Here is a 13,821-nt window from a genome sequence, read left to right as displayed (position 1 = left end):
ACCTGGCGGAGCGCGCCGACGGCGCGTCCGGTCGCCTCGGTGCCGGTCGATCCTCCGGGAGGCTCCGCCATCGTCCAGCCGCTGCTCGCCGGGATCGTCGCCGCCCTGACCGGCTTCTCGAGCTCGTTCGCGATCGTGCTCGCCGGGGTGGTCTCGGTGGGCGCCACCGACGTGCAGGCCGCGTCGGGCCTCCTCGCCGTCTGCGTGCTGCAGGGGGTCCTCTGCATCGTGCTGAGCATCCGCTACCGCGTGCCGATGACCTTCGCCTGGAGCACGCCGGGCGCCGCCCTGCTGGCCGCGACCGCGACGCTCCCCGGCGGCTTCGACCGCGCGGTCGGGGCGTTCCTGGTCGCCTCCGCTCTGCTGGTGGTCACCGGGCTGTGGCCGGCGCTCGGGAGGCTCGTCGCGCGCATCCCGCGGCCGCTCGCGAACGCCATGCTCGCGGGCATCCTGTTCCCGCTCGTCCTGGCGCCGGTGCGCGCGGCGGTCGAGATCCCCGCGCTCGCGATGCCGGTGATCCTGCTCTGGCTGCTGCTCCTGCGGCTCCTGCCACGCTGGGCGGTGCCGGCCGCGATCGCCCTGGCGATCGTGCTGCTGATCGTGACGGACGGCGCGGCACTCGCCGGTGCGCCGCTGCTCCCCGTGCCGCAGTTCGTCGCTCCGGTGTTCGAGATCGGAGCGATGGTCGGGATCGGCCTGCCGCTCTACGTGGTCACCATGGCCGGGCAGAACATCCCGGGCATCGCGGTGCTGACGAGCTTCGGCTTCGCGGCCCACTCGCGTCCCGGGATCGTCTCGACCGGCGCTCTCTCCGGGGTCTCGGCGGTCTTCGGCGGAGTGCCGATCAACTACGCCGCGCTCAGCGCCGCGCTGACCGCGGGTCCCGAGGCCTCGCCGCGGCCGGAGCAGCGCTGGGTCGCCTCGGTCTCGGCGGGCGCCTCCTACCTCGTGCTGGGCGTGTTCGCCGGAGCGGCCGCCGCGCTGGTGTCCTCCGCGAGCCCGCTGCTGATCGAGGCGGTCGCCGGTCTGGCGCTGCTGGGGGTGTTCGTGTCGGCGGTGCAGGCCGCTGTGGAGGAGGCGCGGCTGCGGCTGCCGGCGGCGGCGACGCTCCTGGTCACCGCCTCCGGCACGACCATCGCGGGGATCGGATCGGCGTTCTGGGGCCTGGTCGTGGGACTCGTCCTCCTCGCCTGGCTCGTCCCCCGGCGCCGCTAGAGGAGGCCGCGGCGCGCGAGCAGCGGCTCGGTCCGCGCATCCCGCCCGCGGAACGCGCGGTACGCGTCGAGCGGATCGCGGGAGCCGCCGAGCTCGAGCACCCCGCGGCGGAAGCGCTCGCCCGCCGAGCGGTCGAGGCCGCCGTTCTCCTCGAACCACTCGACCGTGTCCGCGTCGAGGATCTCGCTCCAGACGTAGGAGTAGTAGCCCGCGGAGTAGCCGCCGGAGAAGACGTGCGCGAAGTACGTGCTGCGGTAGCGGGGCGGCACGGCGGGAAGGAGGAGGCCCGCGCCGTCGAGCACGTCGCGCTCGAAGGCGGCCGCGTCGCGCGGCTCGACCGGGGCCGGCAGGGAGTGCCAGGCGAGGTCGAGCAGGGCGGACGCCAGGTACTCGCTCGTCGCGAAGCCCTCGCCCCACAGCGCGGACGCCTCGAGGCGCTCGACGGTCCCCGCGGGCAGGGCCTCGCCGGTCTCGACGTGGCGGGCGTACTCGGCGAGGAGCCCGGGGCGGCGCACCCACGTCTCGTTCACCTGGCTCGGGAACTCGACGAAGTCCCGGAACACCGCGGTACCGGCGAAGCGCGGGTACCGCGTGCTCGCGAACAGGCCGTGCAGGGCGTGCCCGAACTCGTGGAAGAGCGTCTCCACCTCGTCGAGGCTGAGAAGGGCGGGCTCGCCCGGGCCCGGAGCCGACAGGTTCAGGTTGTTCACGACGACGGCGGAGTCGCCGAGCAGTGAGGTGCGGCTGGACAGGGAGTTCATCCACGCCCCGCCGCGCTTCGAGTCGCGGGTGAAGGGATCGAGCAGGAACAGGCCCAGCGGCGTCCCGTCCTCCTCGTGCACCTCGAACACGCGGACGTGCTCGCTGTAGCCGGCCAGGTCGCTCCGCTCCGAGAAGCGGACGCCGTAGAGACCGGTGGCGGCGGCGAACACGCCGTGCCGGAGCACCCGCTCCAGCTCGAAGAAGGGACGCAGTGCGCTGGAGTCGACGGAGTAGCTCTCCGACCGCACGCGCTCCTCGTAGTAGGCGCGGTCCCACGCCTCGATCGTGAAGCGCGGCGCTCCGGCGGCGTCGTGCTCGGCGTCGGCGGAGGCCTGCATCCGCTCGAGCTCGATCCTCGCGTTCCGGGCGGCGGGAGCGGCGAGCTCGCGCAGCAGCGACAGGACGCGCTCCGGCGAGCCCGCGGTCTGGCCCGAGATCACGAACTCGGCATGCGAGGCCGCGCCCAGCAGAGCTGCGCGCTCGGCCCGCAGCGCGACGATCTGCTGCAGGGTCGCGGTGGTGTCGTGCGGCCCGCCTTCCGCACCGCGGCCGACAGAGGCGCGCAGGACGCGCTCGCGGACGCCGCGGTCGCGCAGACGCGCGAGCCAGGGGTGGCCGGAGTAGAGGGGAAGGGTGATCAGCCAGCCGTCGACGCCGCGGTCGGCGGCGGCGCGCGCGGCGGCCGAGACGTCGGACTCGTCGAGCCCGTCGAGGCCGGCGACGTCGTCGAGGAGGACGGCCCGGTCGTTCGACTCGGCGAGCAGATCCTTCTCGAAGCGCGTGGTCAGGGTCGACAGCTGCTCGTTCAGCTCGCCGAGCCGTGCCTTCCCCGCGTCGTCGAGGAGCGCACCGGAGCGCTCGAACCCGGTGATCCTCCGCTCGAGGAGGTAGGCCGTCTCGGCGTCGAGGTCGAGCTCCGTCGACTGCTCGGCGAGAGCGCGGAGCCGGGCGAACAGGCGCGGGTCGAGGCTGATCGCATCGCTGTGGGCCGAGAGCAGCGGAGCGAGCTCGGCCTCCAGAGCGTCGGTGAGCGGAGTGCGGTCGGAGGCGGCGACAGTGAAGAAGACGGCGCTCACCCGGCGCAGCTCGCGGCCCGCCCGCTCGAGGGCGACGAGGGTGTTCTCGACGGTCGGCGGCTCGGAGGCGCCGGCGATCGCGTCGATCTCGGCGCGGTGCCGGCGGAGGGCCTCGAGGAACGCCGGGCGGTAGGCCTCGGGGTCGACGGCGGCGAAGTCGGGGAGCCCGTGGGGGAGTCTGCTCGGCTCGAGCAGGACGGCGACGGGATCGGGAGCGCTCATCCTGCGAGCCTAGAGCGCGAGCGGGGGAGAGGGCTCCGGCTCAGGATCGCAGGACGCGCGCGCTCACCGGGCTCGGCGACCGCGCCGCGAAGGGGCGTCAGCCCCAGTCGTCGTCGTCCTCGCCCTCCACGCGGCCCTGCGGCTGCGTGATGTAGGCAGCGTCCTCGGCGGGACGGTAGGTGATCGTCGTGCCGTCGTCGAGTTCGAGCACGGGCCTGCCCTCGAGCCAGGTGAGCGTCCAGCGCCAGTCGGCGGTCGCCGTGCCGGCCGCGGCGAGCTCGCCCTCGACGTCGCCGATGGCGGTGACGACGATCTCGGGGAGGGTCTGCGGCGGCACCTGGCCGACCGACCAGCGGGTTCCGAGCTGCATGGGAGGGGTCCTCTCGACGGTGGGGAGGGAGGCGGGACCATTCCCGCCTCCCGGGAGCGGCGCTACGCCTCGGTCTCGAGCTCGATGCCGACCGCGAGGGCGTCGCCCTCGGCGAAGTCGAGCGCCGCGATCCTGCCGACGGCCGCGAGGTCTCCCGCGGCGAGCCGGAGGGACGCGACGAGCTCGGCGGGCGCCGTCACCAGGGCGGAGCGGGCCGGCGTCTTCTGCGAGGCCTTCGCATCGGTCTTCGCGCGCCGGATGGCCGTGAGGACCGAGCTCGCCGCGGCCAGGACGGCGGGGTCGCCGCCCAGGCCGTCGACGGTCGGCCAGGGGCGCAGGTGCACCGAGTCGTCGTGCGACCACGACCAGGTCTCCTCCGTCGCGAACGGCAGGAACGGCGCGAACAGGCGCTGGAGGACGTCGAGCGCCCGGTGCAGGGCGGCCGCGGCGGACGCGCCGTCCTCGCTGTACGCGCGCTCCTTCACCAGCTCCAGGTAGTCGTCGCAGAACGTCCAGAAGAACGCCTCCGTCGTCTCGAGGGCGCGGGCGTGGTCGTAGTTCTCGAGCGCCGTCGTCGCGTCGGCGACCACGGTGTCGAGGGTGGCCAGCATGCTGAGGTCGAGCGGGTCGGTGACCTCGGCGCCCTCGGCGAGAGGGAAGCCGTGGATGAACTTCGCCGCGTTGAGGATCTTGATCGCCAGTCGGCGGCCGATCTTGATCTGCGTCGGGTTCTGCGGGTCGAAGGCCGCGTCGGTGCCCAGGCGCGAGGAGGCGGCCCAGTAGCGGACCGCGTCCGAGCCGTGCTGCTCGAGCATCGCGGCGGGAGTGACCACGTTGCCCTTCGACTTCGACATCTTCTTGCGGTCGGGGTCGACGATGAAGCCGGACACGGTCGCCGTGCTCCACGGGGCGCGGCCGTCCTCGAGCTGCGAGCGCAGGAGGGTAGAGAAGAGCCAGGTGCGGATGATGTCCTGGCCCTGCGGGCGCAGGTCGTAGGGAGCGACCAGCTGCCAGAGCTCGTCGTCGCGCTCCCAGCCGCCCGCGAGCTGCGGGGTCAGCGAGGAGGTCGCCCAGGTGTCCATCACGTCGAGCTCGCCCTGGAAGCCGCCCGCCGCTCCGCGCTGGTCCTCCGAGTAGCCGGGGGCCGGGTCGCTGGAGGGATCCACCGGCAGCGCCGCCTCGTCCGGCACGATCGGGGAGTCGAAGACGGGGTTGCCGTCGCCGTCGAGCGGGTACCACACCGGGATCGGCACGCCGAAGAAGCGCTGGCGCGAGATCAGCCAGTCGCCGGAGAGGCCGTTCACCCAGTTCTCGTAGCGGACGCGCATGAACTCCGGTACGAAGCGCACGTCGCGGCCGAGCTCCAGCAGGCGCTCCTTGAGCACCGCGTCGCGAGCGCCGTTGCCGATGTACCACTGGCGGGTCGACACGATCTCGAGCGGCTTGTCGCCCTTCTCGAAGAACTTGACCTGGTGCGTGATGGGGCGCGGGTCGCCGACCATCTCGCCGGACTCCTTCAGTAGCGCCACGACGGCCTGCTTCGCGGAGAAGACGGTCTTGCCGGCGAGCTGCTCGTAGGCGGCGCGGCCCCCGTCGCCCGTGATCGCGGCGGGCGCCTCCGAGATCAGGCGGCCGTCGAAGCCGATGATCGCGCGGTTGGGCAGGTCGAGCTCGCGCCACCAGACCACGTCCGTGATGTCGCCGAAGGTGCAGATCATCGCGATGCCCGAGCCCTTGTCCTTCTGCGCGAGGTGGTGCGCGAGCACCGGGACCTCGACGTCGAAGAGCGGCGTGCGGACGGTGGTGCCGAACAGCGCCTGGTAGCGCTCGTCGTCGGGGTGCGCGACGAGGGCGACGCAGGCGGGCAGCAGCTCGGGACGGGTCGTCTCGATGAAGACGTCCTCGCCGTCCTCGCGGTGGAAGCCGAGGCGGTGGTAGGCGCCGGGCTGGTCCTTGTCCTCGAGCTCCGCCTGGGCGACGGCGGTCCGGAAGGTGATGTCCCAGAGCGTCGGGGCCTGCGCCTGGTAGGCCTCGCCTCGGGCGAGGTTGCGGAGGAAGGCGCGCTGCGAGGCGGCCTGCGACTCGTCGCCGATGGTCCGGTAGCTCTGCGACCAGTCGACGGACAGGCCGAGGGCCCGCCAGACGTCCTCGAACTGCTTCTCGTCCTCGACGGTGAGGCGCTCGCACAGCTCGACGAAGTTGCGGCGCGAGATCGGCTTCTGGTCGGCGGCCTTGCTGCTCTTGTTGTCGCCGCCCTCGAACGGAGGCGTGAAGCCGGGCTCGTAGGGGAGCGTCGGGTCGCAGCGCACACCGTAGTAGTTCTGCACGCGGCGCTCGGTGGGCAGGCCGTTGTCGTCCCAGCCCATCGGGTAGAAGACGCTCTTGCCGCGCATCCGCTGGAACCGCGCGACGACGTCGGTGTGCGTGTAGGAGAAGACGTGCCCGATGTGCAGCGACCCGGACGCGGTGGGCGGCGGGGTGTCGATCGAGTAGACGTCGGCGCGGGTGAGGCCGGTGCGGTCGAACCGGTAGGTCCCGTCGGTCTGCCAGCGGAGGCCCCACGTGCCCTCCAGGCCCTCGAGGGCGGGCTTCGCGGGGAGGCGGTCGGCGAGGGTCATGATGCTCCGGTTCGCTATGGGCGGCACCGTGTCGGTGGTGATGGTGCCTGGATGGGGGCTCCGGGGCGAGTCGCCCGCCGGCCGCGACGATTCTACCGGAGCGGCGGGAGCCGGGTCAGTCGACGACGGGGGTGAAGCCGGGTCAGTCGACGACGGGGGTGAAGCCGGGTCAGTCGACGACGGGGGTGAAGCCGGGTCAGTCGACGACGGGGGCGAAGCCGGCGCGGACGGGCGCGAGCGCCTCGTCGAGATAGGGCACGAGCTCGCCGCGGGTGGGGCCCCCCGCGGCCCAGGCCTGCACGGCCGCCACCGCGGCTCCGACGCTCGCGTAGGCGATGGCACGCGAGAGGTGCGAGGGCAGCGGGCGCGCGCTCCGCTCCTCCACGAAGCGGGCGATCACGGCCGCCTGCCGGGCGAGGCGGCCGAGGGCCGACGCCTGCAGCTCGTGGACGCTGCCGATCATGTCGGACTGGGTGAGCACCCACGGCACCGTCGCGGGTCCGAAGCCGGAGCCGATCGCGAGCAGCGCGTCGCCGAGCGCGTCCATCACCGGCGCCTCTGCCGCCGTCTCGGCCAGCGCCTCCGGGAGCTCTGCCAGCCGGTCGTCGACCAGCACCCAGAAGACGTCGCTCTTGGACTCGAAGTAGTTGAAGAAGGTGTTGCGCGAGACCCCCGCCCGCTGGGCGATCTGCTCGATCGTCGTGCCCGCGTAGCTCTGCTCGACGAAGAGGTCCAGAGCGGCGTCCTCGAGCATGGAGCGCGACGACGCACGGGGCCGTCCGCGCTGCACTCCTCGCACCATGAACCGCTCCTGCTCCGCTTCCCCCGACGCGCTAGGATAGCGCCGGACGACTTCGACCCGGCCATCACCGGTGAGTCTCCGGAAGAACGGCGCCGGCTCCGGCCTGCGCCCAGTAGACCCGGACGGGTGCGGCCCGTGACAGCCGATCGAGTGGGAACGCGTCAGCGGGCACTCCTCCGGGAGCGACCGGCCGACCGGTCCAAGCGAGGTGGTACCGCGACCCGGCCCGGGGTCTGAGATCCGGGCGGGCCGTCCTCGTGCAGACCAGCAGCACTGCCAGGAGACCGCACGTGACCTACCCCCTGACCCCGCCCACCCCGCACGGAGCCGAGCCCGCCGAGGGCTCCGCGTTCGGCCGGGGCGTGTCCCCGTCGCCGCGCTTCCCCGAGATCGAGGAGCGCGTGCTCGCGTACTGGAAGGCGGACGACACCTTCCAGGAGTCGATCCGGCAGCGCGAGGGAGCGCCGGAGTGGGTCTTCTACGACGGCCCGCCGTTCGCCAACGGCCTGCCGCACTACGGGCACCTCCTCACCGGCTACGCCAAGGACGTCTTCCCCCGCTTCGAGACCATGCGCGGACGGCAGGTGCACCGCCGCTTCGGCTGGGACACCCACGGCCTGCCCGCCGAGCTCGAGGCGGAGCGGCAGCTCGGCATCACCGACAAGTCCCAGATCGAGGAGATGGGCGTCGCGGCCTTCAACGCCGCCGCGAAGGAGTCGGTGCTGCGCTACACCGGGGAGTGGCAGGACTACGTCACCCGCCAGGCGCGCTGGGTCGACTTCGACGACGACTACAAGACGCTCGACCCCACCTTCATGGAGTCGGTGATCTGGGCGTTCAAGCAGCTCTACGACAAGGGCCTCGCCTACGAGGGCCACCGCGTGCTGCCGTACTGCTGGCGCGACCAGACGCCGCTCTCGAACCACGAGCTGCGGATGGACGACGACGTCTACAAGATGCGCCAGGACCAGACGGTCACCGTCACCTTCCCGCTGGTCGGCGAGACGGCGGAGGCGCTCCAGCTGACGGCGGTCCGCGCTCTCGCGTGGACGACGACGCCGTGGACGCTGCCGACGAACCTCGCGCTCGCCGTCGGGCCCGACATCGAGTACGCGGTCGTCCCCGCCGGCCCGAACGGCGCGGCCGACGGCAGGGGCGAGCCCGAGGAGCGCGAGCTCTCGGCCGAGTACCTGCTCGCCATCGACCAGGTCGGCGCCTACGCGAAGGACCTCGGCTATCCGGACGCGGAGTCGGCCCTGGCCGCCGTCTCGCGCACCCACCGCGGCTCCGAGCTCGAGGGGATCAGCTACGACCGCCTCTGGGACCACTACGCGGACACCGAGGCCTGGGGCACGCAGAACGCGTGGCGCATCCTCGTCGCCGACTACGTGACCACCAGCGAGGGCACCGGCATCGTGCACCAGGCGCCCGCCTACGGCGAGGACGACCAGAAGGTCTGCGAGGCGGCGGGCATCCCCGTCATCATCTCGGTCGACGACGGCGGCCGCTTCCTGCCGCAGATCAGCGAGGTCGCCGGTCTCCAGGTCTTCGACGCGAACAAGCCCCTCACGCAGCTCCTGCGCGCGGACCACCGGCTGCTCCGCCAGGCGAGCTACGAGCACTCGTACCCGCACTGCTGGCGCTGCCGCAATCCGCTGATCTACAAGGCGGTCTCGAGCTGGTTCGTCCGCGTCACCGCGATCCGCGACCGCATGGAGGAGCTCAACCAGGAGATCACCTGGGTCCCCGAGAACGTCAAGGACGGCCAGTTCGGCAAGTGGCTCTCGGGCGCGCGCGACTGGTCCATCAGCCGCAACCGCTACTTCGGCTCGCCGATCCCGGTGTGGAAGAGCGACGACCCGGAGTACCCGCGGATCGACGTCTACGGCTCGCTGGACGAGCTGGAGCGCGACTTCGGCGTGCGCCCGGACGACCTGCACCGGCCGTTCATCGACGAGCTGACCCGCCCGAACCCCGACGACCCGACCGGGCGCTCGACGATGCGCCGGATCAGCGACGTCCTCGACGTCTGGTTCGACTCCGGATCGATGCCCTTCGCCCAGGTGCACTACCCGTTCGAGAACGCGGACTGGTTCGACACCCACAACCCGGCGGACTTCATCGTCGAGTACATCGGGCAGACACGCGGCTGGTTCTACACGCTGCACGTGCTCTCCACCGCGCTCTTCGACCGCCCGGCGTTCCGCAACGTGGTCAGCCACGGCATCGTGCTGGGCAACGACGGGCAGAAGATGTCCAAGTCGCTGCGCAACTACCCGGACGTGGCCGAGGTCTTCGACCGCGACGGCTCCGACGCCATGCGCTGGTTCCTGATGTCGAGCCCGGTCCTCCGGGGCGGCAACCTCGTCGTGACGGAGGAGGGCATCCGCGAGGGCGTCCGCCAGGTGCTGCTGCCGCTGTGGAGCACCTGGTACTTCTTCTCCCTCTACGCCAACGCCTCGGCGGGCGGCGGCTACGAGGCGACCAGGCGCACCGGCTCCGAGGACGTCCTCGACCGCTACCTGCTGGCCAAGACCCGCGATCTGGTCGAGACCGTGACCGGCCGGCTCGAGGCGCTGGACTCCACGCTCGCGGCCGCCGCGCTCCGCGACTTCAGCGACGTGCTCACGAACTGGTACGTGCGCCGCTCCCGCGACCGCTTCTGGCAGGGCGTCGACGAGGACGGCCGCGGATCGGAGGCGTTCGACACGCTCTACACGGTCCTCGAGACCGTGTGCCGCGTCGCCGCCCCGCTCCTGCCTCTCGTCACGGAGCAGATCTGGCAGGGCCTGACCGGCGGCCGCAGCGTCCACCTCACCGACTGGCCGGAGGCGGACGAGTTCCCCGCCGACCCGGCGCTCGTGCACGCGATGGACGCGGTCCGCGGCATCTCGTCCACCGCGCTCTCCCTCCGCAAGCAGGCCGGGCTCCGCGTCCGCCTGCCGCTCGCGCGCCTGACCGTGGTGGTCGCCGACGCCGCCGAGCTCGCGCCGTTCGAGGCGATCCTCCGCGACGAGCTGAACGTGAAGGAGGTGTCGCTGGTGCCGCTGGTCGACTCCAGCGCCGCCGACTACGGCGTCACCTCCCGTCTCGCGGTCAACGCGCGCGCCGCCGGGCCCCGGCTCGGCAAGGGCGTGCAGACCGTGATCAGGGCCGCCAAGGCCGGCGACTGGAGCGAGACGGACGGCGTCGTCACCGCCGGCGGCGTCGAGCTGGTCGAGGGCGAGTACGAGCTCACGCTCGAGGTCGGCGGCTCGGCCGGCGACGACCGCGCCATCGCCCTGCTCCCGCGCGGGGGCTTCGTGCTCCTCGACACGGCGACCACCCCCGAGCTCGAAGCGGAGGGGCTCGCCCGCGACCTCATCCGCGCGGTGCAGGACGCCCGCAAGGCGGCCGGGTTCGAGGTCAGCGACCGGATAGTCCTGGAGGTCGTGCTCGACGAGCCGAGCCTGCAGGCGCTCGAGCCGCACGCGCTCTGGATCGCGGAGGAGACCCTCGCGACCGGATGCGCGTTCACTCCGCTCACCACGGCTCTCGAGGGCGGCGAGGGCGCGATCGCCGTCGGCCCCGCGGGCACCGCCATCATCCGCGTCGAGAAGGTCGAGGCCGCCGATGTCTGATCCGTTCGAGCCGGACGACGCCGACCGCGCGGCCGCCGACGCCGTCTACGCCGCGCTGCTGGAGCGCCTGGGCGAGGCGAGCGTCCGCCCGCGCCTCGCTCCGACCCGGCGCGCCGTCGAGATCCTCGGCGACCCGCAGCGCGCCTACCCGGTGATCCAGATCGCCGGAACCAACGGCAAGACCTCGACCAGCCGGATGATCGAGAGCCTGCTGCGCGCCCACGGGCTGCGGGTGGGCCTGTTCACCAGTCCGCACCTCGAGCGCTTCAACGAGCGCATCGTCATCGACGGAGAGCCGATCTCGGACCGGAGCCTCGCCGACAACTGGCAGGACGTCGAGCCGTACCTGCGGATGACCGACGCCGAGCTGGCCGAGCAGGGCGAGGCGCCGCTGTCCTTCTTCGAGGCGATCACCGTCCTGGCCTACTCGGCCTTCGCCGACGCGCCGGTCGATGTGGCCGTCGTCGAGGTGGGGATGGGCGGCGAGTGGGACTCGACGAACGTCGCCGACGCGCAGGTCGCCGTCTTCACGCCGATCGCCCTCGACCACACCGACCGCCTCGGCTCGACGATCGAGGAGATCGCGCGCACCAAGTCGGGCATCGTCAAGCCGCTCGCCTCGGTGGTCTCCGCGAGGCAGGTCCCGGAGGCGGAGGCGGTGCTGCGGCACGCGGCCGAGGCCACCGAGTCGACGATCGTCGTCGAGGGGGCGGAGTTCGACGTCGAGTCGACGACCGTCGCCGTCGGCGGCCAGGTCGTCACCGTCCGGGGACTCGTCACCACGTACGAGCAGCTGCTGCTGCCGTTCTTCGGCGACCACCAGGCCGAGAACGCCGCCGTGGCCGTCGCCGCGGTCGAGACGTTCCTGGGAGGCGGGACGCAGGAGCTCACCGGCGACGTCCTCGACGAGGGCTTCGCCGCCGCGACCTCCCCGGGCCGCCTGCAGCTCGTCGGACTCGCTCCGCGCACCGTCGTCGACGCGGCGCACAACCCGCACGGGGCCGCGTCCCTCGCCGCCGCTCTCGGCCGCTACTTCGACTTCGACCGCGTGACGGCCGTCCTCGGCGTGCTGGCCGAGAAGGACGCCGAGGGGATCCTCCGGGAGCTCCGCCCCGTGGTGGACGAGCTGATCGTGACCACGGCGCCGAGCGATCGGGCGATGCCCGCCGAGGAGCTCGCCGCGCTCGCCCGCACCGTGTTCCCGGAGGAGGCGGTCCGCGTCGCCGACGACCCGCTGGGTGCTCTCACGGCCGGCCGCGTCCTCGCGGCGCGCACCGACAAGGGCGCTCTGCTGGTCACGGGCTCGATCACCCTCGTCGGCCGCACGATCACCGCGGCCCGCGACGAGAACTGGCTGGGCGCATGAGGGCCGGACGCCCGCGGCGCTCGCGGACCGTCCGGGAGAGCCTCGGCTCGATCGTGCTCGGCTTCGAGGCGGTCATCGTCTTCCTCGCCACCCTGGTGGCCTTCGGGCTGAAGGCGGCCGACCCCGTGGTCGTGCTGGTCGGGGGAGCGGTGGTCTGCCTCGCGCTCGTCGCCACTCTGGGCCTGCTGAACCGGCCGGTCGGCTTCCGCATCGGCTGGGTGCTCCAGTTCGTTATCGTGGCCTCGGGCCTGCTGGTCCCGATCATGTACGTGATCGGCGCCGCCTTCGTGGCGCTGTGGACGTACTGCATGGTGACCGGCACCCGCCTCGACGCTCAGACGCGCCGGGCGGCGGAGCCCACCGACCCCACCGAAGGAGACCGCTGAACCATGGCCACCCAGGAGACCCTCGTCCTCGTCAAGCCCGACGGCGTCGCCCGCAACCTCACCGGCGAGATCCTCCGCCGCATCGAGGCGAAGGGCTACTCCCTCGTCGACGTGAAGCTCGTCGAGGCCGACCGCGAGCTGCTCGCCGCCCACTACGCCGAGCACGAGGGCAAGCCCTTCTACGAGCCGCTCGTCGAATTCATGGAGAGCGGCCCGATCGTCGCCCTGCGCATCGCGGGCGACCGCGTGATCGAGGGCTTCCGCGCCCTCGCCGGCACCACCGACCCGACCACGGCCGCTCCCGGCACCATCCGCGGCGACCTCGGCCGCGACTGGGGCCTCAAGGTCCAGCAGAACCTCGTGCACGGGTCCGACTCCGAGGAGTCGGCCGCGCGCGAGCTCGGCCTCTGGTTCGCCTGAGCCGCTCGGCCGCCTGCCTCTGACGACGTCCGTCAGAGGTAGGCGAGCACGTTCAGCCTCACCTGCGCGACCACCGCGATCAGCAGGTAGCAGAGCAGCGTGATGAACGGGACCCAGCCGTAGGCGGCACCGGCGAAGCGGCGCACCCCGGCGGGGACGGGGAACACGCCCTCACGGAGGTTGCGGAGCGTGACCAGCCAGAAGCCCGGGATGACGACGGCCCAGGTGAGCATGCACCAGGGGCAGAGGGTTCCGAGCGCGAAGACGCTCGTCGCGATGAGCCAGCCCACGAACACCAGGGCCAGCAGGAAGCCGACGTTGAAGGCCGCCCAGAACCACCGGTCGAACCGGGCGCCCGCGAGCAGGCCCAGCCCCACCACGATTGGCGCGATCCAGGCCGCCAGGCCGATGAGGGGGTTCGGGAAGCCGAAGACCGCGCCCTGCGCCGAGTTCAGGTTCGCACTGCACTGCACGAGCAGGCTGAAATCGCAGCCGAGGCCCGCATCCGGGTTCTCGAGAGCGGCGAACTTGTCGTTCGTGAGGGCGAAGGCGGCGGTCCAGCCGATCACGCCGAGGACGATCAGCAGGACGGCGAAGACGACGGGGCGCTGCTGGGTGGGGGCGTCGCGCACCCCGGGATCGCTGGACACCGGGGGATTATGGCACGCGCCGGATCGGCGCCTCTGGGAATGCGTGCGATAATCGGAGCCGTCGGTCCGGGGGACCCCGCATCGACGCGAAGAAGGTTTACCGGGCGAGTACCGGGCCACAGGAGATCGACAGCGTTCCGCGAATGGACGCGCCGGATCTCCGCTCCGCCGGGAGTCGACCGCAGGTCGCACCGCGGGGGAGCGCGTGTCGGATAGTCAGTTCCGAGTGTGCAGCTGCAACCGGAGTCCCGCGCCACGAGCGCGACGGGACCGGGGGAGCGGAAGGATTCGCGGCGGGCCGAGGCCCCTCGCAC

10 protein-coding genes are annotated in these 13,821 nt (G+C 72.5%); 5 read left to right on the top strand and 5 right to left on the bottom strand.

Features of this window, described 5'->3' with window-relative positions:
• Window positions 1-39 precede the first annotated feature (39 nt).
• Complete coding sequence (locus tag C5C35_RS06725; RefSeq protein ID WP_104262808.1) at window positions 40-1,215, top strand: benzoate/H(+) symporter BenE family transporter; 1,176 nt, start codon at window positions 40-42, stop codon at window positions 1,213-1,215.
• Here C5C35_RS06725 and C5C35_RS06720 read toward each other — a convergent pair.
• The 4 genes from C5C35_RS06720 to C5C35_RS06705 all read right to left on the bottom strand — a co-directional run bounded on the left by C5C35_RS06720 (window position 1,212) and on the right by C5C35_RS06705 (window position 7,065).
• Window positions 1,212-3,275 (bottom strand): M3 family metallopeptidase, encoded by a 2,064-nt coding sequence (locus tag C5C35_RS06720; RefSeq protein WP_104262807.1) that lies wholly within the window; start codon window positions 3,273-3,275, stop codon window positions 1,212-1,214. The genes C5C35_RS06725 and C5C35_RS06720 overlap by 4 nt on opposite strands.
• Before the next feature lie 97 nt (window positions 3,276-3,372).
• On the bottom strand, window positions 3,373-3,645 hold the full coding sequence (locus tag C5C35_RS06715; RefSeq protein ID WP_104223690.1) for a hypothetical protein: 273 nt from the start codon (window positions 3,643-3,645) through the stop codon (window positions 3,373-3,375).
• A gap of 62 nt (window positions 3,646-3,707) precedes the next feature.
• Window positions 3,708-6,263, bottom strand: coding sequence for a valine--tRNA ligase (gene valS / locus C5C35_RS06710; RefSeq protein ID WP_104262806.1), 2,556 nt, complete (start codon window positions 6,261-6,263; stop codon window positions 3,708-3,710).
• A gap of 196 nt (window positions 6,264-6,459) precedes the next feature.
• Window positions 6,460-7,065 (bottom strand): TetR/AcrR family transcriptional regulator, encoded by a 606-nt coding sequence (locus C5C35_RS06705; RefSeq protein ID WP_104247273.1) that lies wholly within the window; start codon window positions 7,063-7,065, stop codon window positions 6,460-6,462.
• Window positions 7,066-7,355: 290 nt separating this feature from the next.
• Between C5C35_RS06705 and ileS the strand changes: the two genes are divergently transcribed.
• The 4 genes from ileS to ndk are packed head-to-tail and all read left to right on the top strand — an operon-like array spanning window position 7,356 to window position 12,857.
• Window positions 7,356-10,685 carry an isoleucine--tRNA ligase gene (gene ileS / locus C5C35_RS06700; RefSeq protein ID WP_374953114.1) on the top strand — a complete coding sequence of 1,110 codons (3,330 nt, stop codon included), beginning with the start codon at window positions 7,356-7,358 and terminating at the stop codon, window positions 10,683-10,685.
• Window positions 10,678-12,051 carry a folylpolyglutamate synthase/dihydrofolate synthase family protein gene (locus C5C35_RS06695; RefSeq protein WP_104261256.1) on the top strand — a complete coding sequence of 458 codons (1,374 nt, stop codon included), beginning with the start codon at window positions 10,678-10,680 and terminating at the stop codon, window positions 12,049-12,051. Before ileS ends, C5C35_RS06695 begins: the two co-directional genes overlap by 8 nt.
• Window positions 12,048-12,437 (top strand): DUF4233 domain-containing protein, encoded by a 390-nt coding sequence (locus C5C35_RS06690; protein WP_104262805.1) that lies wholly within the window; start codon window positions 12,048-12,050, stop codon window positions 12,435-12,437. The genes C5C35_RS06695 and C5C35_RS06690 overlap by 4 nt, the downstream gene beginning before the upstream one ends.
• Before the next feature lie 3 nt (window positions 12,438-12,440).
• On the top strand, window positions 12,441-12,857 hold the full coding sequence (gene ndk / locus C5C35_RS06685; protein WP_104223686.1) for a nucleoside-diphosphate kinase: 417 nt from the start codon (window positions 12,441-12,443) through the stop codon (window positions 12,855-12,857).
• Between the two features lie 32 nt (window positions 12,858-12,889).
• Here the strand turns inward: ndk and C5C35_RS06680 are convergent, their stop codons facing one another.
• The gene (locus C5C35_RS06680; RefSeq protein WP_258066381.1) at window positions 12,890-13,507 is read right to left on the bottom strand and encodes a vitamin K epoxide reductase family protein; all 618 of its coding nucleotides are present in this window, start codon (window positions 13,505-13,507) and stop codon (window positions 12,890-12,892) included.
• Between the last annotated feature and the right edge of the window lie 314 nt (window positions 13,508-13,821).

This window comes from Rathayibacter sp. AY1F8 (genome assembly GCF_002932165.1).
Lineage (GTDB): Bacteria > Actinomycetota > Actinomycetes > Actinomycetales > Microbacteriaceae > Rathayibacter.
The sequence above is the reverse complement of the archived record's forward strand: the minus strand, read 5'-3'. Positions and strand labels throughout refer to the sequence as shown.